Annotated in this window: 20 protein-coding genes; 7 read left to right on the plus strand and 13 right to left on the minus strand. The window is 54.1% G+C overall.

Features of this window, described 5'->3' with window-relative positions; translation table 11 throughout:
• Positions 1-39 precede the first annotated feature (39 nt).
• The 9 genes from J1836_RS00735 to J1836_RS00775 all read right to left on the minus strand — a co-directional run bounded on the left by J1836_RS00735 (position 40) and on the right by J1836_RS00775 (position 7,390).
• A complete protein-coding gene (locus J1836_RS00735; protein WP_207249104.1) occupies positions 40-1,233 on the minus strand; it encodes an ABC transporter permease in 1,194 nt (397 codons plus the stop codon).
• Positions 1,230-2,375, minus strand: a complete 1,146-nt coding sequence (locus tag J1836_RS00740) for an efflux RND transporter periplasmic adaptor subunit (RefSeq protein ID WP_207249105.1) — start codon at positions 2,373-2,375, stop codon at positions 1,230-1,232. Before J1836_RS00740 ends, J1836_RS00735 begins: the two co-directional genes overlap by 4 nt.
• Positions 2,372-3,004 (minus strand): TetR/AcrR family transcriptional regulator, encoded by a 633-nt coding sequence (locus J1836_RS00745; protein ID WP_207249106.1) that lies wholly within the window; start codon positions 3,002-3,004, stop codon positions 2,372-2,374. Before J1836_RS00745 ends, J1836_RS00740 begins: the two co-directional genes overlap by 4 nt.
• A 67-nt stretch (positions 3,005-3,071) precedes the next feature.
• Positions 3,072-4,766 (minus strand): nitric oxide reductase activation protein NorD, encoded by a 1,695-nt coding sequence (locus J1836_RS00750; RefSeq protein WP_207249107.1) that lies wholly within the window; start codon positions 4,764-4,766, stop codon positions 3,072-3,074.
• Positions 4,767-4,783: 17 nt separating this feature from the next.
• Positions 4,784-5,554, minus strand: a complete 771-nt coding sequence (locus tag J1836_RS00755; RefSeq protein WP_242632648.1) for a CbbQ/NirQ/NorQ/GpvN family protein — start codon at positions 5,552-5,554, stop codon at positions 4,784-4,786.
• A gap of 11 nt (positions 5,555-5,565) precedes the next feature.
• On the minus strand, positions 5,566-6,000 hold the full coding sequence (locus J1836_RS00760) for a bacteriohemerythrin (protein WP_207249109.1): 435 nt from the start codon (positions 5,998-6,000) through the stop codon (positions 5,566-5,568).
• A gap of 17 nt (positions 6,001-6,017) precedes the next feature.
• A complete protein-coding gene (locus tag J1836_RS00765) occupies positions 6,018-6,260 on the minus strand; it encodes a cytochrome C oxidase subunit IV family protein (protein WP_207249110.1) in 243 nt (80 codons plus the stop codon).
• Between the two features lie 4 nt (positions 6,261-6,264).
• Complete coding sequence (locus tag J1836_RS00770; RefSeq protein ID WP_207249111.1) at positions 6,265-6,867, minus strand: cytochrome c oxidase subunit 3 family protein; 603 nt, start codon at positions 6,865-6,867, stop codon at positions 6,265-6,267.
• Positions 6,868-6,934: 67 nt separating this feature from the next.
• Positions 6,935-7,390, minus strand: a complete 456-nt coding sequence (locus tag J1836_RS00775) for a DUF2507 domain-containing protein (RefSeq protein ID WP_207249112.1) — start codon at positions 7,388-7,390, stop codon at positions 6,935-6,937.
• 213 nt (positions 7,391-7,603) lie between these two features.
• Here J1836_RS00775 and J1836_RS00780 point away from each other — a divergent pair, with 213 nt between their 5' ends.
• The 7 genes from J1836_RS00780 to J1836_RS00810 all read left to right on the plus strand — a co-directional run bounded on the left by J1836_RS00780 (position 7,604) and on the right by J1836_RS00810 (position 13,735).
• A complete protein-coding gene (locus tag J1836_RS00780) occupies positions 7,604-9,517 on the plus strand; it encodes a TonB-dependent receptor plug domain-containing protein (RefSeq protein WP_207249113.1) in 1,914 nt (637 codons plus the stop codon).
• Between the two features lie 51 nt (positions 9,518-9,568).
• The gene (ubiU, locus tag J1836_RS00785; RefSeq protein ID WP_372447651.1) at positions 9,569-10,612 is read left to right on the plus strand and encodes a ubiquinone anaerobic biosynthesis protein UbiU; all 1,044 of its coding nucleotides are present in this window, start codon (positions 9,569-9,571) and stop codon (positions 10,610-10,612) included.
• Between the two features lie 19 nt (positions 10,613-10,631).
• Entirely contained in the window at positions 10,632-11,522 is an 891-nt protein-coding gene (ubiV, locus tag J1836_RS00790) for a ubiquinone anaerobic biosynthesis protein UbiV (protein WP_207249245.1), read from the plus strand.
• A 41-nt stretch (positions 11,523-11,563) separates the two neighbouring features.
• Entirely contained in the window at positions 11,564-12,022 is a 459-nt protein-coding gene (ubiT, locus tag J1836_RS21720) for a ubiquinone anaerobic biosynthesis accessory factor UbiT (protein WP_207249114.1), read from the plus strand.
• On the plus strand, positions 12,019-12,711 hold the full coding sequence (locus J1836_RS00800; protein ID WP_207249115.1) for a Crp/Fnr family transcriptional regulator: 693 nt from the start codon (positions 12,019-12,021) through the stop codon (positions 12,709-12,711). The genes ubiT and J1836_RS00800 overlap by 4 nt, the downstream gene beginning before the upstream one ends.
• 161 nt (positions 12,712-12,872) lie before the next feature.
• Complete coding sequence (locus J1836_RS00805) at positions 12,873-13,484, plus strand: Crp/Fnr family transcriptional regulator (protein ID WP_207249116.1); 612 nt, start codon at positions 12,873-12,875, stop codon at positions 13,482-13,484.
• A gap of 68 nt (positions 13,485-13,552) precedes the next feature.
• A complete protein-coding gene (locus J1836_RS00810; RefSeq protein WP_207249117.1) occupies positions 13,553-13,735 on the plus strand; it encodes a hypothetical protein in 183 nt (60 codons plus the stop codon).
• A 58-nt stretch (positions 13,736-13,793) separates the two neighbouring features.
• Here the strand turns inward: J1836_RS00810 and J1836_RS00815 are convergent, their stop codons facing one another.
• From J1836_RS00815 to J1836_RS00830, 4 genes are all read right to left on the minus strand, one after another.
• On the minus strand, positions 13,794-15,572 hold the full coding sequence (locus J1836_RS00815) for a cytochrome D1 domain-containing protein (RefSeq protein ID WP_207249118.1): 1,779 nt from the start codon (positions 15,570-15,572) through the stop codon (positions 13,794-13,796).
• Positions 15,573-15,794: 222 nt separating this feature from the next.
• Entirely contained in the window at positions 15,795-16,085 is a 291-nt protein-coding gene (locus J1836_RS00820) for a hypothetical protein (RefSeq protein WP_207249119.1), read from the minus strand.
• A gap of 134 nt (positions 16,086-16,219) precedes the next feature.
• Positions 16,220-17,431 carry an NnrS family protein gene (locus tag J1836_RS00825; protein ID WP_207249120.1) on the minus strand — a complete coding sequence of 404 codons (1,212 nt, stop codon included), beginning with the start codon at positions 17,429-17,431 and terminating at the stop codon, positions 16,220-16,222.
• Entirely contained in the window at positions 17,428-18,375 is a 948-nt protein-coding gene (locus J1836_RS00830) for a 4Fe-4S binding protein (protein WP_207249121.1), read from the minus strand. The genes J1836_RS00825 and J1836_RS00830 overlap by 4 nt, the downstream gene beginning before the upstream one ends.
• Positions 18,376-18,378: the final 3 nt, after the last annotated feature.

Raw genomic sequence — 18,378 nt, forward strand, 5'->3', positions numbered from 1 at the left:
AATACATTAAAAAATTAACGGGATATCTTCCACTTTTCATTAGCCTCCAATCGCTTCGGCGGGGTCTACTTTCAACGCCGCACGGATTGCCATCACACTCGCCACGGTACACACCAGCACAATCACCAACAACCCCAGCACCGCATCCAGCGGCAGCAGCAACACATACTTGGGGAAGACAGGTACCCACAGGGTCGCCACGGTTTTGCCGATAATGAAACCGACCAGTCCCAGACCGATGGATTCCTGCAAAATCATCCACGCAATCGTGCTGTTGCGTGTGCCGATCAGCTTGAGGACGGCAATTTCACGGATTTTCCCCAGTGTCATGGTGTAGATGATGAAGGACACAATCGCGGTACTGACAATAGTGAGAATGACGAGGAACAGACCAATCTGCTTGGCGGAGGTGGCGATCAGCTTTTGGACAGCAATCTCTTCCATGTCGGCGTAGGTGTAGGCTTGCAAGTGTTTCCAGCGCTGGATGTCGGCGGCCACTTGCGTCGCATCCCAGCCGGGGCGTACCCGCACCAGCACGGCATTGACATTGTGGCTGGTGGTCTGGCTAGCTTGCACCGCTTCCAGCAAGCCCGGTACGTTGGGACGGTTGAAAGCGGGATTCGCGGCGGTACGTTCGCGCCCGCTGACAATCGCATCGTTGTCTTTCTGGAATTGTGCTGCTTGTGCATCGGCCAGCGGGATGAACACCATTGGATCGCCACCCGTCGATACCGTGCGCTGGCTTAAGCCCACAATGGTGTAATCGTTGCGGCGGATGCGGATTTTTTCACCCAGCTTGAAACCCGCTTTTACGTCCGCCACCGCTTCGTAATGCGAACGGGTGACATGGCGACCTGCAATCAGCGACGGTGGTGCGCCCGGTTGCCCCGGTTCAAAGCCGACCACCATCACGCGGGTATCCTTGCCCCGATGCTGCACCTGCATGGTGAAATAGGTGACGTTGGCAGCCTGTTCCACGCCGGGCATTCCCAGCACACCCCGGTATATATCATCGGGCAGGCTGGACGATTCGGCATAAGGGCCTTGGGTGTCTTTTTGCACCACCCACACATCGGCATGGCTGTTGCGCAATAACACTTGTGCATCATCCACCATGCCGCGATAAATGCCCGCCATCGAGAACGTGACCCCGATCAGCAGACCCAATCCAACGCCGGTGAACACGTATTTCGACCACGAATGCGCAATGTCGCGGGCGGCGAGGCTGATCATGGCTTGACTCCAGCCAATTGCTGCACCACTTTGATTTTGCTGGCAGCGCTGAGGGCTTTGCTGGTATACACCACAATGTTGTCATCAGCCTGCAAGCCGCTGAGAATTTCCACCTGACCGTCGAGTGACTGGATGCCGGTTTGGATGGGAGTAAATTGCAAGGTGCTGTCACCATTGAGTTTCCACACCCCGGTTTGCCCGTCATGCTGCTGGATGGCGGCATTGGGGATTACCAGTGCATCAGACTTTTGCCCGGTTTGCAGGGTGACTTCTGCCAGTTCGCCGGAAGATAACGACGCAGGAACCGGGGTAAAAGCAATGCCCACAAGGCGTTCTTCGGTAATGCTGTCGCTGACTGGTTCGATCCGTGTCAGCTTGCCTGTGAGTACTTGTTGCGGGGCAGAACGCAAGGTAATGCTGGCGACCTGCCCTACCTGCAAACCGAGCGCCTGACTTTGGTCAATACGGGCTTTTACCCAGTAACTTTGCGGGTCGGCAAGGGTGAGGACAGGCTGGCCCGCCACCAGCGTTGTGCCAGACTCAGCATCGCGGGTGGTGATCATGCCTGCCACAGGCGCAGTCAGGGTGAGGTTGGCTTGTTGCTGGCGCAAGGCTTTTTGTTCGGCTTGCAGGCGTTGCTGTTCTTTTTTGGCTACATCCAGCGCGGCTAGGGCAATGGCGGCTTGCTGCTGGCTGGTATCCGCACTGCTTTGGCTAACCAATGCACGGGCAGCCAAGCTCGTGGTTCGCCGATTTTCAGTTTGCGTCAACTTGAGGGTGGCAACCGCCGTCGCAATGCTGGCAGTGGCACGTTCAGCAGCCAAGCCTGCGGCCTGAATGCGGGCATCGAGATCAACGCCCTCCATAACAGCCAAGGTTTGCCCTGCCTGCACGCTGTCGCCGACATCGACCAACACTTGCTTAATACGCCCGGCGGCAGTGGGGCCAATGCGGTAGCTGTAACGCGCTTCCACCGTGCCAATGCCAAACACGCTGGCGGCTATCGCTTGGCGGACGACAGGGGCAACAGTGACTTGCACCGGAGCCAGCGGCCCTTGTTGGGTGACAACCCAGCCGAACCCACCCAATATCAGCAGCACAATCAGCGGAAGCAATAGCTTTTTTAAAGACGGTATTTTCATTCGCTCATGTCCTTGCAAATAGCCCGCAGATACAGCGCCAATACCCCGGCAATCAGCGGCTGTAGGGCAGGAAAACCCGCCAACATGGATTGCATCACCAACCCTTGGATTGAGCCAATGAACAGGGTGGCAGCACTGCGTTCATCCAGTTCCGGTAAGACCTGTCCCTGCGCTTTCGCCTGTTGCAGCACCCGGATCAGGATGCCGCTGTAACCTTGCAACATCCCCGCCACTTGCTGCTTAACCGGAGAATCGGCGGGTTGCTGCAATTCGTGGAAGATGAAACGCGGTACACCGGGGTTTTCCTGCACAAATTGCAGGTGGGCGCGGAAGATATTGCCGAGGCTTTCCAGCGGGTCGGGTGAAGAAGTGGCAGCAGTTTGGATTAGGGGTAGCAGGGTTGCCTCCAGCCATTGCGCCACATTCAGCCAAATCGCCTGTTTGCTGGGGAAATGGCGAAATACTGCACCTTGGCTGAGGCCGATGGCTTTTGCTATGTCGGTGGTAGTGATGCTGGCGGGTTCTTGTTGTGCAGCGAGTGCCAGCACTGCTTGCACCATTTCGGCTTGGCGAGCTTCGGCTGGTTGGCGTAGGGATGCGGTAGCAGCATTCATAGCATGGTATTCCATTGGGGTTATGTTAGTGAGTACTTGCTAACATAATATGGCGAACAAATGCGTAACACAAGCCCCATTCCTATCGCCCTGTCAGTAAGGCATACAACTGCGGCAGTTTCTGTGGCAGTTTCTTTGCCTTTTTTAGCAGCACCCAGCCATTTTTCCCAAACAATCGCGGCAAGTAATCTTCTGCTTTATCGTCGATGGTGACACAAAACGGCTTCAAGCCCTTGCGTCGCGCTTCCTGCAACGCCATACGGGTATCTTCCAACCCGTAACGGCCTTCGTAAATATCGAGGTCATTCGGTTTACCATCGGTTAGTAGCAATAGCAGTTTTTGTTGCGACGGCTCGGCTTCCAGTAATTGTGTAGCGTGGCGGATAGCTGCACCCATGCGGGTGTAATAGCCCGGTTGAGTCGCCATGATGCGCCCGCGTACCTGCGCGTCGTAACGTTCCGTAAACTTTTTCAACTGGTAAAAGCGCACGTTTTGGCGATTGAGCGAGGAAAATCCGTACAGGGCGAAACGGTCACGGGTGGCACTCAGGCTCTCAGCAAACAGGATCAGTGCATCACGCACCACATCCACCACCCGTGAAGTATTGCTCACCCAGCTATCGGTAGACATGGAAAAATCTGCCAGCAACAGGCAGGATAAATCGCGACCGTGTTCACGGCAATCGCGGTAGACCATCGGCATATCGACTTTTCCGCGCTGGCGTTCGGTCAGGTGCAGAATGTAACTGTCAGTATCGAGTTCTGCACCGTCTTGCTGGTGGTTACGCCATTCGCGGCGGGGTTGCAGAGCTTCAAAGCGGCGACGCAGTTTGTGGGCAGAGGCTTGCAAATGGGTGGGCAGGGCGAGTGCTTCTGCACCTCTGGGCAGCATCACTTGCAGGCGGCAATGGTTGGAGAGCAGGCGTTGCTTGCGGTAATCCCATTCGGGCAACGGGATGCCTTCGCCTTGCGGGATGTCGTCGTATTCGGCGTTGGGCAAATCCAGATCGAGTTTGATTTTCTGGGAACTGGCTTTGCGGTCACGCGCTACGGTGATCACATCCATGTCTTCGGCGGCGCGGGCGGCATCATCGTTGTCGTCATTGTCAGTGGTGCGGTCAACAGGGGTGTATTCTGTCCACGAAAACAGGCTTTCGAGGCGGAACATCAGCAAGCCGCTTTTACCATCGGGCATGTCAGTGCGTTCGGCGCGTTGGCGTTTGCTGCTGGTCGCCGTGGGTTTGCTGTCAGGGAATGCTTCAGGAGGGGGAGATGCCAAAGAAACGGGGATAGTGGATGGTGGGTTGTTGGGTGGCGGAATCAGGTTCAGGGGTAATTCGGTGGCTTCGGGATGCAGGCTTCGCCATGCAGAAAGCAGACGTTGGTGGTGGGATTGTGAAGAAGCACGTATGCCATACGCCGCTACGGAAGATCCCTCTTCGCTCCCCAATACTGTCAGCCATAAGTACATTTCGCGGTTGAGTTCGCGTTGCGGGAAAATGGCGATGCTGTCGGGCAGGTTCAAGCTATCAGCATCACGCCATGCTGCGCTGGTTTTCAGCCCTGTTCCGGCAATGCGTTGCATCAGGCTGCGTGGTGCATCGCTGGCAACATCCACGCTTTGGCGGATTTGCAAACTGGCATCGCCGCTCAAGGCGCGTAACACAATGCCGAGGGTTTTGCGCATTTCATCTAAATTGACCCGCGCTTGCGGGTAGTCATAGTTGACACTATGTGTCACCCATTTGTGCCAAACTTTGCCGACCCATTCTTCCATCGTTACCCTTTTACACTTTAAGCGAAAAACGTTTTGACCACTTCCATCAAGGCTTCTACCGTTTCGGAGTCATCGGTCAGTGGTTCGACCAGTGCGGCACGGCAGGCGGCTAGTGGCTCGAAACCATCCTGTATCAAGGTGGCGGTGTAGACCAGCAAACGGGTGGAGGCAGATTCTTCCAGATCGTGTTCTTTCAATACCCGTAAGGCATTCGCTAGTGCCACCAGTTGTGTTGCCAGCTTGTCATCTACGCAGGTTTCTTGTGCCACAATGCGGGCTTCCAGCTCCGGCTTGGGGTAATCGAAACGCAGTGCTACAAAACGCTGGCGGGTGGATGGCTTCATACCCTTGAGCAAATTCTGGTAGCCGGGGTTGTAAGACACCACCAGCATGAATTCGGGCAGCGCGTGCAAGGTTTCCCCGGTACGTTCGATGGGCAGGATGCGGCGGTTGTCGGAAAGTGGGTGCAAGATTACAGTGGTATCTTTGCGGGCTTCCACCACTTCATCCAGATAGCAGATTGCACCTTCGCGCACGGCACGGGTTAAGGGGCCGTCGTTCCAGTAGGTTTCACCATCGCCGATCAAATGCCGCCCAACCAAATCCGCCGCGCTCAAATCGTCGTGGCAGGCAACGGTGTACAACGGTCTGCCGAGCTTGGCTGCCATGTGTTCGACGAAGCGGGTTTTGCCGCAGCCCGTGGGGCCTTTGAGCAAGACAGGCAACTGGCGGCGGAAAGCGTGTTCAAACAGCGTCACTTCCTGCCCTTGCTCTTGGTAGTGGGGCATGATGAGCGCCATTACAATTCCACCTGAATATTGAACGAGCTGAGGAATTGCGCGGTGACAAAATCCATCGTGCTAATGTGCTGTTGCAGCCATTCGCGCCAATGCTGGATGTAATCCAGCAACGCGGCAGTATCACGCTCGCGTAACCATTGCTGTTGTACGCCCAACAATTGCAGCAACGCCTGTTCGTGTTCACCCTGATGGCAGGGAGCGGCAAAGAAGTTATATTCCTGCATCAAATGCTCTTCGCGGGCAAAATGCACTTGGGTGTGTTCGACCCATGCGGATATTTGTGCGTCGATGCTGGCGGGTGCAGCAGCATTGTTGAGGCTTGCCAGCAAGCGCGTAACCAATGCCAGCTCATCGCTATGCACGGTGTTCATAAACGGCATTGCCACGTTCGGCAACGCATCCCAATCGACAGAATAAGGTTCAGTGTAAGCCATTGTCATACCCTTTGAATTCACAGCCAATACGCCAAAAAAATCAAACCCAACACTAACACCAACCAGCCATGCACCAACATCCGCCAGCGCAATGCCACCCCGCGCAAACCCATAAAATCCGCAATCACGAAATGCCCTTTGATGAACACCGAAATCAGCAGCGCCACCACCAGCCATTGTCCGCTGTAACCCGCTTGCCCTGCCCACCACGTCAGCAAGGTCAATACCACCAATAAAAGCCACACCAGATACGCTTTCATGCTGTTACCTCATTACGTAAACCAGCGGGAACAGCACAATCCACACCAGATCGACCATGTGCCAATACGATGCGCCGGTTTCTACGCCCGTGTGTTGGGTGGCGGAATACTCGCCCGTATGCGCTTTCCACGCGACTGCACCGAGGATAATCATGCCCATGATGACGTGCATGAAATGGAAAAATGTCAATGACAAGTAAAACATATAGAACGTATTGGTGCTAAGGCTGATGCCGTGTGCAAACTTGTCGGCAAATTCCACTCCTTTGAGGATCAAAAACAACGTCCCAGTCACCACACTCGCCAACAACCAATTGCGGCATAACAGGCTATTGCCCGTTTTGATCGCTTGCACCGCCAACACCACAAACAGGCTACCCGTCAGTAAAATCACCGTATTCGCCGCCCCAATATCGCAGTTAAGGGTTTGCTGGTAGTGGTTGAACAGTTCCACATTGCCACTACGTGCAAAGGCGTAAGAGGTAAAAAACACCGCAAACACCAACAGTTCAGCGAGGATAAAAATCCACATCGCCAAGTCCCCCGGCAGGGGAACAGGACGATGGGTTTCGGAGGAGTCAACGAGGGTAAAAACGCTTGAATTCATGAGTGCCTAGGCTACAGCAAGGTAGCAGCGTTGTACCTTGATTCAGGTCAAGAAGGGAAAAGCCCTTTCAATCGTGAATCTGCAAGTCAAAACCGCATGTCTCATGCCCAAAACCACCAATACAGGAAACTTCGTGCGCCTGTACGTGCTTACCCAGAATGCTTTCCACCGCTCCTGCCATCAACCCCCCTTCAAAATGGCACAACATGCGCCCGACAGGGGATAAGCCTGCACAGGTCACGCATTCATGCACATCCACATGGATAAGTTCAGCGGTCATGGTGGGAATCTTGATCTGACCGATCTTGAGTTGTTCACACAAGGCGAGAAAATCGTCGAGTTTTTTAAGTTGCAGCTCCTTACCCATCTTTTTGCCTGCGTAATAACTGACAGCGGATGCACCACTACCCAAAATATCTTCCAGCGCCACCAAACGGAGTAATCGGTACAAACCTACTCCCACCATTTCACCTGTTTCAGGGCGGTTGATTTGTAAAGCGTTAGCAATATCAATGGGTTTCATTGAGGTCTCCAGCTATTTGGTAAATTATTAAGTACGGATTATGATTTATGTAGCTAAGCACCCTATTTAACGCCACCCTATCGCGGTATTCGTTGATCTGTATCAACTCCACTACAGACACTAGATACCACTTAACCTAAGTCAAGGCATTCCATCGTCCTCCTTGCTTTATTGGCAACATGCCCAATGCCGTCCACTAAGGAGATGCTGACTATGCCCAAAAAACTACTGGTCATCCTGATCGCCGCTATCTGTTCCAGCGCATGGGCAGAAGAACCTGACACTCTTGCTGAAATCACCGTGACCGCCACCCGCGCGGAAGCCAACGTTAAACAAGCCCCCAGCAGTGTCAGCATCATCACCCGCAAAGAAATAGGGCAAAAAGGTGCTGAAAACGTACTGGATGCCATCCGTGCTACACCCGGCATCACCTTGCAAGGTATCGGCTCAGGCGGACGTAAAACCATCAGCCTGCGCGGGATGGAAAGCAAACACACCCTGCTGCTGCTCGACGGCAAACGCCTGCCCGCCAGCAACGATGTCATTGGCCCCAACACCGATTACCAATACGACTGGATTCCAGTGGAACAAATCGAACGCATTGAAGTCGTGCGTGGCCCCATGTCAGTGCTGTACGGTTCTGATGCCTTGGGTGGCGTAATCAATATCATCACCCGCAAACCCAGCCAAGCCCTATCAGGTAGTACCAAACTGACCAGCCACCTCGCTTCTGGTGATGCAGGCGGTGACGGTAACGATTTGGAACTCAACCTCAGCGGCGGCGTGCGCGACAACCTGCAACTCAGCATCGGTGGACAACAATCTCGCCGTTCCGCTGTCGCCAGCCAGCTCGACTCACACCAATCCGCCATCGAAGGCAAGGAAAAACAGCAGATTTCCCTCCGTGTCGACTGGCAACCCGCTGCCGGTCACAACGTCACGTTGGAACACAGCGCCGGGCAAGAAAACCGCTGGTACAATACCATCACCCGTACCAACACTACTTACCAAAGCAGCTACGACATTGACCGGCAAGAAACGTCACTGGGTTGGAAAGGCTCGTTGGGCAAAACCACCTCTTCCTTGCGGGCTTACCAAAGCAGCGTAGACATTACCAACCATGCCACTGCACCCGGTACTGCCACCGACCCGCAAACCCTGCAAGACACCGTAGTGGAAGGCAATACACGTTTTGCCATCGGCGACAAACACTTCATTACTACTGGCTTGGAACACCGCACCGAACGCCTAGAAAATCCCAAGTTGGCAGGTGGCAAGGATGACATCAGCCTCAAATCAGCCTACGTACAAGATGAAATCGAAGTTTCCAAACGTACCCATGTCACTCTGGGGGTAAGGCAGGACGAACACCAAACCTTCGGCGGCGAAACCAGCCCGCGTATCTCCGTTGTGCGTGATGTCAACGCCAACCTGACCCTCAAAGCCAGCTACGGGCACGGCTTCCGCGCCCCGACCATCAAACAGGTATCCCCCGGTTACGCTTTCCAGACCGGCAAGATCATCATCAAAAGTAGCCCCGACCTGCAACCGGAAACCAATGACGCGATGGAACTGGGTGCGAATTACACCCACGGCAAACTCAACCTCAACGCTGCCGTATTCGACAACAAGGTTAAGAACTTGATTGATACACGCCTGAATAAAACCTTGGTTGGTGGGGTGCAAGAATGGGTATACGCCAATACTCATGAAGCCCGCTTGCAGGGGACAGAAGTTTCAGCCGATCTAAACATACGGGACGGGTTGACATTGAACACCAGCTACCAATACCTCGATGCCAAAGACGGGGACGGTCAACGGCTGGATCGCCGCCCACGCCACACGCTTGCCACGGGCGTTGCATGGGAAAAGCATGGCTGGAAAACCCATTTGCAGATGGAACACCTTGCTGACCAAACCATTGCTTCCCCCACGACGGGTGTCCTGAGCGATGTGCCGGATTACACCTTGTGGAATGCCGGAGTACGCAAAACCGTTGCCAAGCATCTGGAGGTGGGTGTTGGCATCGAAAACTTGACGGATGTGCGGCTGGAAGAAAAATCCACGGCTTTCCGGCATGAGGAATATCCACGTACCGTGCGGCTGGAATTGAAGGGGGATTTCTGAAAACGTGGCCTTAGTTGATCTGGGTCAAGGTGCTCAGACAGGTGGCAGGTTATGAAGTACATTCTCGGCAATCAGGAATCCGTTATGCCCAAACCATTGCTCGAACTCATCTGCCCCGCAGGTAGTCTGCCCGCGCTCAAGGCAGCGGTAGACCACGGCGCGGACGGCGTTTATCTGGGGCTAAAAGACAATACCAACGCCCGCAATTTCAGCGGCTTGAATTTCGACGCCAAAGCACTCGCCGAAGGTGTCCGCTATGCCCATGCCAAAAACTGCAAGGTGCTTATGGCGCTCAACACTTACCCACAACCCACCACACTCAAACGCTGGCAGCAAGCGGTGGACACCGCCGCCACTGCCGGGCTGGACGCGATCATCCTCGCTGACCCCGGTCTGATGGCGTATGCGATGAAAACCCACCCGCAGTTGCGCCTGCACCTCTCCGTGCAAGGTTCGGCGACCAATTACGAGGCGATCAACTTCTACCACGAACATTTTGGCATCCAGCGGGCAGTCGTGCCGCGTGTGCTGTCGCTACCGCAAGTGGAAAATGTGGTGCAACACACCCATGTGGAAATCGAACTGTTCGGTTTCGGCGGCTTGTGCGTGATGGTGGAAGGGCGCTGTTTGCTCTCCTCGTATGCGTGCGGCGACTCTCCCAACACGTTCGGCGCATGTTCCCCCGGTCATGCTGTGCGCTGGCAACAGACCCCCAAAGGTATGGAAACGCGCCTCAACGGGGTGCTGATCGACCGTTACGCCGACCACGAAAAGGCAGGCTACCCCACGCTGTGCAAAGGCCGCTTTGAAGTGCAAGGCGAAACTTATTACGCGCTGGAAGAGCCAACCAGCCTCAACACCCTAGAGATGCTGCCGGAAATGCACCGCATTGGCATTGCCGCCATCAAAATCGAAGGCCGCCAACGCAGCCCCGCCTACGTCGCGCAAGTCACGCAAGTGTGGCGTGCCGCGATTGATGCAGTGAAACGCAATCCTGCCGCTTTCAAGCCGCAAGCCGCGTGGCTGGCACAACTCGACAAAGTATCCGAGGGCAGTATGCACACCCTCGGCGCTTATTACCGCCCGTGGAAATGAGGCACTGATGACATCACCCATCAAACTGGCTCTTGGGCCATTGCTGTATTACTGGCCCCGTGACAAGGTGCTGTCCTTCTATGAACAAGCGGCGGCGTGGGCGGTGGATACCGTTTACCTCGGCGAAACCGTGTGTTCGCGCCGCCACGAATTGCGCCTTGACGACTGGCTGTACTTGGCAGAAATGCTCACCGCAGCAGGCAAGGAAGTGGTACTTTCCACCCAGACCCTGATCGAGTCCGAGTCTGACCTCAAAGCATTGCGCAAGGTCGTGGATAACGGGCCATTCCGGGTGGAAGCCAACGAGTTTGGCGCTGTCAGGCTGCTGTTTGAAGCGGGCATGGCGTTTGTGGCAGGCCCGGCGTTGAATGTGTACAACCCCGACACGCTGGCTTTGCTGGCAAGTTGGGGAGCAGTGCGCTGGGTTCCGCCAGTGGAAATGCCGCGTACCATGCTCGCTGCCATGCCTATCCCAGCGGGGATGGAAACGGAGGTGTTTGCCTACGGGCGCTTGCCACTGGCGTTTTCGTCGCGCTGTTTCACCGCACGGCATTACAATTTGCAGAAGGATTCCTGCCAGTTTCGCTGTATCGACCACCCAGAGGGCTTGTTGATGAATACCCGTGAAGGCGAAGGTTTCCTCACTATCAACGGCACACAAACCCAGTCCGGCAAGGTGCATACGCTGGCGCTGCGGCTGGACGAACTGGTGGGGATGCCAGTGACGGGGTTGCGTTTGTCGCCGCAAGCGCAGCATATGGCTGAGGTGGTGGCAACGTTCCGGGATGCGCTGGATGGCGTATTGCCTACGGCACAAGTGGCGGCACGCTTGCAGCCGTTCCTGCCCGCACTTGCCTGTGATGGGTATTGGTTGGGGAAGGCGGGATTGGCGTATACCCACAACATGTAGGGGCAGCCCCTACCCCGTTTAACCCAATGGATACGATAACGATGATTGCATTCCCTTCTTCGCTGGCAGCCCTGATTTCCCGCCTGCCTGCTTACCCACCATCACTGACGTTTGCCACCGCGTTCAACCTCACGGTGTGGAAAAGCCTGCAAGATTTGGAGTGGGAAGCCCTGCAAGACCGCCGCTTTTGTGTGGCTGTGCGCGATACCGGCATCAAGCTGTGGTTCTCGATGGCAACATCGGGCTTGAAGGCAGAAACAGCGGGGCAAGCCGATGTCACTTTCACCGCTACGCTGCTGGATTTCACCCGTTTGGCGTTGCGGCTGGAAGACCCCGACACGCTGTTTTTCAACCGCCGCTTGCTGATCGAAGGCGATACCGATCTTGGCTTACGGGTGAAAAACATGCTGGATGGGGTGGAGTTTGAAACCTTACTGGAGAGTTTCCCCAGTGTGTTAGGGCGTTTGGTGAACCAGGTACGTAAACAAGGCATGGCATGAAATTTGATAATCATACCCTGATTTTGTTACGCCGCTCACCGCTGTTCCGAGCACTTGAACCTAGTCAGTTCAATGCCTTAGTGGATACTGCCCGCCTGTATACCCTGAATGAAGGCGAACTGCTGTTCCGGCAGGGCGACCCGCTGAATGAGGTGTTCGTCAACATCAAAGGCTTCGTAAAACTGTTCCGCCTTACCCCCAATGGTGATGAGAAAGTAGTGGACATCATCGTCCCCGGTAGCAGTTTTGCCGAAGCCGTGCTATTCATGGGCGGGCGGCAATATCCGGTACATGCCGTGGCGCTCAAACCTGCCACCGTGGTTGGCATCAATGCCGTGCAATACGAGCAAATGCTGCGTTCCTCCGTCGACGTGTGCTTCGGCATGATGGGGCTGATGAGTCGCCGGATGCACTGGCTACTCAACGAAGTCGACCGATTGACCCTGCATAATGCCACCTTCCGTTTGGTTATCTGGCTGCTGGAGGCGCGTTGTAGTGACCCTACCTGCAATCGCATCGCGCTGGATGTGCCCAAGCATGTGGTGGCTTCGCGCCTGTCGATCAAGCCGGAAACCTTTTCACGCATCCTCAAACGCCTCGCCAACCACCAACTCATTTCTGTCAATGACCAGCACATTGACTTGCTGGATGTGGCGATGTTGGAGGAAATGATTCGGGTGGAACTCTAAGCGAAAAATGCCCATTTCCCCTTGATGCAGATCAAGTCGCCTTTACCATCAAACCCGTTATAACTATACACATTGGGTATTTCACAGGAATAACGCTTGTGTATGATGGATTATCAGCTTTTGGGTGTTTTAAACGCTTACCTCAAGAACAACGCCGGTACTTGTTACAAGATGCCCGTCCCGTCACCGTACCCCGTCTAGAACGGTTGTTTGAGGCCGGAAACCTGCCTGCTGGGGTGTTTTGTTTAAAAGCGGGCAGTATCAGGATTGGTATCGTTGCCGATAGCGGTCATGAGCGCACCATTGATGTGGTGTTGCCCGGTGGAACCTTCGGGGAAGCCAGTATTTTCAAATCCTCTGAAGCACCTGTGTACGCTCAGGCGCTTATACAGTCAGATTTACTGTGTATCAGCAATGAAACCATACTAACAGGTATTCAACAATGGCCAGAAATGGCAACGGTCTTTCTGGAGTTGGCCTGTACACGCATCAACCAATTACTGGCGGGCATGTATGTTTGCTGTTTGCGTAACGCCCATCAACGGGTGAATGATTTTTTACTGAAAAATGCCCAACCTGTGGGGGGGAGTCGGATTCAGGGAATAGTCTCCTTGTTGGTCAGCAAGTCCGTGGTGGCATCCAGCTTGAACCTGACTCCCGAAACCTTTTCACGCGAACTCCACTCATTGTCCGACCAAGGTTTAATCAAGGTGGAGCGTGCCTTGATTCACGTTTACGATCTTGAAAAACTGCGTCGCCAGGGCATTGCTTAGGGGCAACGTCTACATGCTGCTAGACAGACCTTGCCGACCACCCCATCGCCTTCCCCACCACAGGTGTCATGGCAGATGCGCCGAATTACACCCTGTGGAATACAGGGGTACGCAAAGCGGTCAGCAAACATCTGGAAATAGGTGTCTGGATTGAAAACCTGACTGATGTACGGCTGGAAGAAAAATCCACCGCTTTCCGCCATGAGGAATACCTACGTACCTTGCGGCTGGAATTGAAGGAGATTTCTTAAATAAACGGAGAGCAGGTTATTATAGCCTGCCCTCCTTTCCTTTCTAGCGTGTTTAGTATTAGTAAATATCGTTCATGGTGTTGTAAACGTTGAATTTGCCCGTTGGGGTAATCAGGCGGTCATCCTTGATGACCTGCTTGAGCTTGCGAGTTTTGTCGTCGATGATCACGATAGCGGATTTCTGGGTTTTGCCGTTCCATACCGACAGCCAAACTTCATCCCCCGCCTTGTTGTATTCAGGCTGGACTACCCGTTTGGGGCCTTCGCCGAGATCAGCCCATTGTGCTATCGGCAACACGTCAAAGCCTTTTTCGAGGTTGTTGATGTCAAACACCGCAACCGATTGGCTGAGCTTTTCATCGGGATTTAAACCTGTGTCGACCCACAAATTGCTGGATTTTGGATGGGTTTTGATGAACAACGAACCGCCACCTTGTCCTTTGAGCGTTTCAACTACTTTCCAAGCGTTGTCTTTGTGACCTTTCGGGTCAGTGCCGATTAGGGTGATTTTTTCATTACCCAAGGCACTGGTTGCCCAGACGGGGCCAAACTTGGGATGGACAAAGTTTGCACCGCGCCCCGGATGCGGGGTCTTGTCCACGTCAATCAACGCGGTCAGTTTGCGTTCTTTGGAGTCAATGACTGCCACCTTGTCGGATTTGTTGGCGGCGGTCATGAAGTAACGGTGGGTCGAATCCCAACCACCATCATGCAGGAATAAGGCCGCAGGAATAGAGGTGGTGGTCAGGTTGTTCACATCCTCGTAATTCACCAGCAAGACCTTGCCGGTTTCCTTGACGTTGACGATGAATTCGGGGTGTTCGTGTGAAGCAACGATGGCAGCAACACGCGGTTCAGGGTGGTATTCCTGTGTGCCAGTGGTCATGCCACGGGTGGAAACGATCTGTTCCGGTTCTAGCGAATCGCCCTTCATGATGACGTATTGCGGCGGCCAGTAAGAGCCTGCAATGGCGAGTTTGTCCTCAAAGCCTTTATACTTGGAGGTTTCCACGGAACGTGCTTCCAACCCTATCTTGATTTCAGCAACGGTGTCGGGCTTTTCCATCCACAAGTCGATGAGGTTGATTCTGGCATCGCGTCCGATCACGAACAGGTAACGCCCTGATGCTGAAAGGCGGGAAATGTGGACAGCGTAACCCGTTTTGATGATATTGATGATTTGTTTGGTATCGCCGTCAATCAGGGCAATTTGACCGGCATCCCGCAATGTCACCGAGAAAATGTTGCTGATATTGTACTGGTTCATCTGCTTGGTGGGGCGGTCTTCCGGCTTGATGACAACTTTCCAGCTATCTTTCATCTCCTTCATGCCCCATTCGGGTGGCTGGGGGACATCCTGCTGGATATAACGTGCCATCAGGTCGACTTCTGCTTGGGTCAGTTCACCAGAGGTTCCCCAGTTGGGCATCCCTGCCGGTGAACCGCCATTGATGAACACCTTGAGGTATTCTGTGCCTTTGGCGCGGGTAATGTCCGGGGTTAATGGCTTGCCGGTAGCACCTTTGCGCAGCACGCCGTGGCAGCCAGCGCAACGTTGGAAAAATATCTGCTTGCCGTGCTCAAATTCTTCCGGGGTAATAGGAGGGGCTGGTGGCAAAGGTGCAGCAGCCTGTTCCTGCTTGCTATCGGCTAGCTTCGCATCTTTGGCAGCCGGTACTCCCGGCATGGCTGGTGGGGATGCGGTATTAGCTCCCATTTCCGCCTTGTGAGTTGCGGTGGGGTCAGTCGGGCTGGTGATCGCCGCTGTTTCTGCATAGGCAATAGCTGATGCTGACAAAATGGCAGCAATGACCAGATTTAATGACAACTGTTTCATGAAAACGCCTCCCGTTCCTTGCGTGTAAGTAACCTCTATCTGGTCATACTGCTACGCTGAATAGGGTTATTCCTTGACTTGAATCAAGCGGCTTTTTTTGAAAAATCAAGCTCATCTAGCTCTGTCCCCTATTACCACTTCCCCGCTTGTGCCAAGGCTGAACCATAAATCCCAACTGGTGTTTGCTGGACAAACTTAGCAAGATTGATTCAGGTCAAGCTATCAGTAGCCTTGCCATGTTCCTATATCAGGCGTTGAAATTGGATTCAGCATTTTGAGGCTAGTGATTGTGGCAAAATTATTACCGCGATGGCTGTTAGTATTGGTGGTCATAGCTAGGTATTCATCGCGCCCACCAGTGGGAATATAGGTTTGGGCGGCTACCAAGATGTCTTTTTCAGGCAGTCCACGAGCCTTCATTACATCCTGAAGGGTGGCTTCTGACCAAACTAACCCCGGTAGAACCGCAGTCGTAGCTACGGCTACTGCCAGCAATCTTTTTTGAAGTTTCATATCACTGTGTCTTGAAGTCTGGAATAGGTCGGGTAACGCACTGGAAATACTGCTTCATTTCAAACAGTTGGCATTGTGAAATCACGCCGCCCGTTACACCTTGACCTGAGTTAAGCCGAGGACGGCGGCAAAATTCAGCCGTACTTCCCATCAATCCGTGGCTTGACCAGCATCGGCAAATACTGCCAGACAAACAGGCTGAAGGCGGCTATCCACAGCAATTGTGCCGCCAGTATCCACACCGCATGGAATGGCGGGAACAGCCACACCGCCACCACCCGGACAAATGCGCCGCAGAACAGCAACAGGAATACTGGGATGACGCTACGCGGCGGGGCAAACACATTGCGCCCGGTATGCCCCAGACTTACCCGCGCCATCATCCCGACCGTCATCATCGCAATGCCGCCATAGGCAAAAGCATGTACCGCCAGCCAAGGAGAAACACCAGCCACCACCGTGAGGAATTTCAGCAAGAAACCCAACAACAACCAGCCATAAGCCAAATACAGCACCCACAACAGCGGCTTTTGCCAGATATTGGGGTGATGCCAGCCTGCCAGACGGATGCCGTGTAACCCAACTTGCACCAAGGCAAGCGCAGCAACGCAATAAGCAGCACTGGCACTGCCAGTCCCCAACACCAGCAAATCCGCCAAAGCAAAAGCCACAAACAACCCCATGCTGAGGCGGTCTACCCACACGTTGTTACGCGCCTCAAACGGGCAACCCACCCCACGTTCGATAAAAAACGGGATGACCCGCCGCCCCATCGTAAAGATCAGCGCCAGAATGATGTAGAAACCGGCATACAGACCCAGTTGCATCCCTACCGGCCAGTACCCCAGCAAGCCCAAATAGAAAACCGCATTAGCCACCAGCAGCAAGGCAACCTCGCCTACAATAGCCAGATGCTGCCACTGTTTTACCCAGACAATCGGTTGCGCTGTTGCCACCAGCAGCCACAATAGGAACAGCGTATCCGCCAGTACTGTAAACGCCAGCGGCAAGCCCGTGAAAGGCAGCATACGAGCCAGCAACCAGACACCCACCAACCCCAGCAAAGGCAAACCGTGCAAGGTCTGTTGCCCCGTCCAGTTCTTGATGGCAGTCAGCAGAAAACCAGCCGCCACTGCCACTGCATAGCCGAATACCATTTCATGGGCGTGCCAGATGATGGCAGGATAATCAGCAGGTAAACCAGCCCAGCCAAAGCTATAAATTCCTGTCCACAGCACCATGCCGATCACTGCAAACAATCCCGCAGCGAGGAAAAAAGGCCGGAAGCCGAGGTGGGAAAGCGCATACTTGCCCGTCACGGGCGGTTCAATATTCAATTTGATCATGGGGACTTCTTCTTGCCATGTTGAAAACAATTTGCTGGAGGGTTCGTCGCCACCCCAGCATCCTTTGCCACTGCCTTGGCACACTCGCCATCCACCCATTGCAGCAGGGAAACTCCACTGGCGTGTTCCTGTACCTTCCCGCAGGCATCAATGCAGCTATGGCACTGGGTGCAGGTGAACATATTGCGCTTGATAGTGCGCGGTTTCAGACGCATCGGGCAGGCATGTTCACAAGACGCATCGCAATCGCTGCACAGCTTGGCGCGTTTACTATCGAAACCCACCACCAACGCCTTGCGGTTACCCATCCAGATAAAGCTTTGTGCCAGACCAATGGCACAGCCAAAGCGGCAGAACAAATGGCGTGCCAAAGTAAACTCAAGGATGAGTAACAACGTACCCATGCCAATAAAAATGGCTTGGTTGCGGGTCAGCGAAAACGTCAGCAGGTTGGTGTAAATTTCTTTTGGTGGCAACAAGTAGGTCAATAACACCACCGCCCAGAGAAAAGAAACCAGCCCGACTACCAGCACGGTCACAGGCCAATACCAAGAATTACGGGGAATATGCTTACCATCCGATTGGTGTTCTGGCAGAGGTTGTTTCTCCCACAGGCTAGGTTTGCCAGATGCCCGCCTCATCAGGGCGTTGATAATCTCCACCACCGCGAAATGCGGGCAAAGCCAGCCGCAGTATAAACGCCCATATTTCCATGAAATCCAGCCCCCTACACCGACTACCAGAAAAATAGGCATGAATATACGTAAAAAGATGCTGCCAACCATTTGCAGGCTGTCCGATTGTGCCGTGAAACCAAGCTGCCACGGTTCCCCCAGAAAAAACAGGTGGTTGGCGTTCAGGTCAAAGCGGAACGAATCTAGCGGTGGAGCGAGGATAAATAGGAGGAAAAAAGCCAGCCGGGATAGCGTGCGGTAATGCTGCATACT

Origin of the sequence: Thiothrix fructosivorans, from assembly GCF_017349355.1 — a bacterium.
GTDB classification, from domain to species: domain Bacteria; phylum Pseudomonadota; class Gammaproteobacteria; order Thiotrichales; family Thiotrichaceae; genus Thiothrix; species Thiothrix fructosivorans.

Excerpts from the sequence above, each read along its gene's own strand:
- J1836_RS00735 (WP_207249104.1), bottom strand. The coding sequence starts at position 1,233 with ATGATCAGCCTCGCCGCCCGCGACATTGCGCATTCGTGGTCGAAATAC.
- J1836_RS00740 (WP_207249105.1), bottom strand. The coding sequence starts at position 2,375 with ATGAAAATACCGTCTTTAAAAAAGCTATTGCTTCCGCTGATTGTGCTG.
- J1836_RS00745 (WP_207249106.1), bottom strand. The coding sequence starts at position 3,004 with ATGGAATACCATGCTATGAATGCTGCTACCGCATCCCTACGCCAACCA.
- J1836_RS00750 (WP_207249107.1), bottom strand. The coding sequence starts at position 4,766 with ATGGAAGAATGGGTCGGCAAAGTTTGGCACAAATGGGTGACACATAGT.
- J1836_RS00755 (WP_242632648.1), bottom strand. The coding sequence starts at position 5,554 with ATGCCCCACTACCAAGAGCAAGGGCAGGAAGTGACGCTGTTTGAACAC.
- J1836_RS00760 (WP_207249109.1), bottom strand. The coding sequence starts at position 6,000 with ATGGCTTACACTGAACCTTATTCTGTCGATTGGGATGCGTTGCCGAAC.
- J1836_RS00765 (WP_207249110.1), bottom strand. The coding sequence starts at position 6,260 with ATGAAAGCGTATCTGGTGTGGCTTTTATTGGTGGTATTGACCTTGCTG.
- J1836_RS00770 (WP_207249111.1), bottom strand. The coding sequence starts at position 6,867 with ATGAATTCAAGCGTTTTTACCCTCGTTGACTCCTCCGAAACCCATCGT.
- J1836_RS00775 (WP_207249112.1), bottom strand. The coding sequence starts at position 7,390 with ATGAAACCCATTGATATTGCTAACGCTTTACAAATCAACCGCCCTGAA.
- J1836_RS00780 (WP_207249113.1), top strand. The coding sequence starts at position 7,604 with ATGCCCAAAAAACTACTGGTCATCCTGATCGCCGCTATCTGTTCCAGC.
- ubiU (WP_372447651.1), top strand. The coding sequence starts at position 9,569 with ATGAAGTACATTCTCGGCAATCAGGAATCCGTTATGCCCAAACCATTG.
- ubiT (WP_207249114.1), top strand. The coding sequence starts at position 11,564 with ATGATTGCATTCCCTTCTTCGCTGGCAGCCCTGATTTCCCGCCTGCCT.
- J1836_RS00800 (WP_207249115.1), top strand. The coding sequence starts at position 12,019 with ATGAAATTTGATAATCATACCCTGATTTTGTTACGCCGCTCACCGCTG.
- J1836_RS00810 (WP_207249117.1), top strand. The coding sequence starts at position 13,553 with ATGGCAGATGCGCCGAATTACACCCTGTGGAATACAGGGGTACGCAAA.
- J1836_RS00815 (WP_207249118.1), bottom strand. The coding sequence starts at position 15,572 with ATGAAACAGTTGTCATTAAATCTGGTCATTGCTGCCATTTTGTCAGCA.
- J1836_RS00820 (WP_207249119.1), bottom strand. The coding sequence starts at position 16,085 with ATGAAACTTCAAAAAAGATTGCTGGCAGTAGCCGTAGCTACGACTGCG.
- J1836_RS00825 (WP_207249120.1), bottom strand. The coding sequence starts at position 17,431 with ATGATCAAATTGAATATTGAACCGCCCGTGACGGGCAAGTATGCGCTT.
- J1836_RS00830 (WP_207249121.1), bottom strand. The coding sequence starts at position 18,375 with ATGCAGCATTACCGCACGCTATCCCGGCTGGCTTTTTTCCTCCTATTT.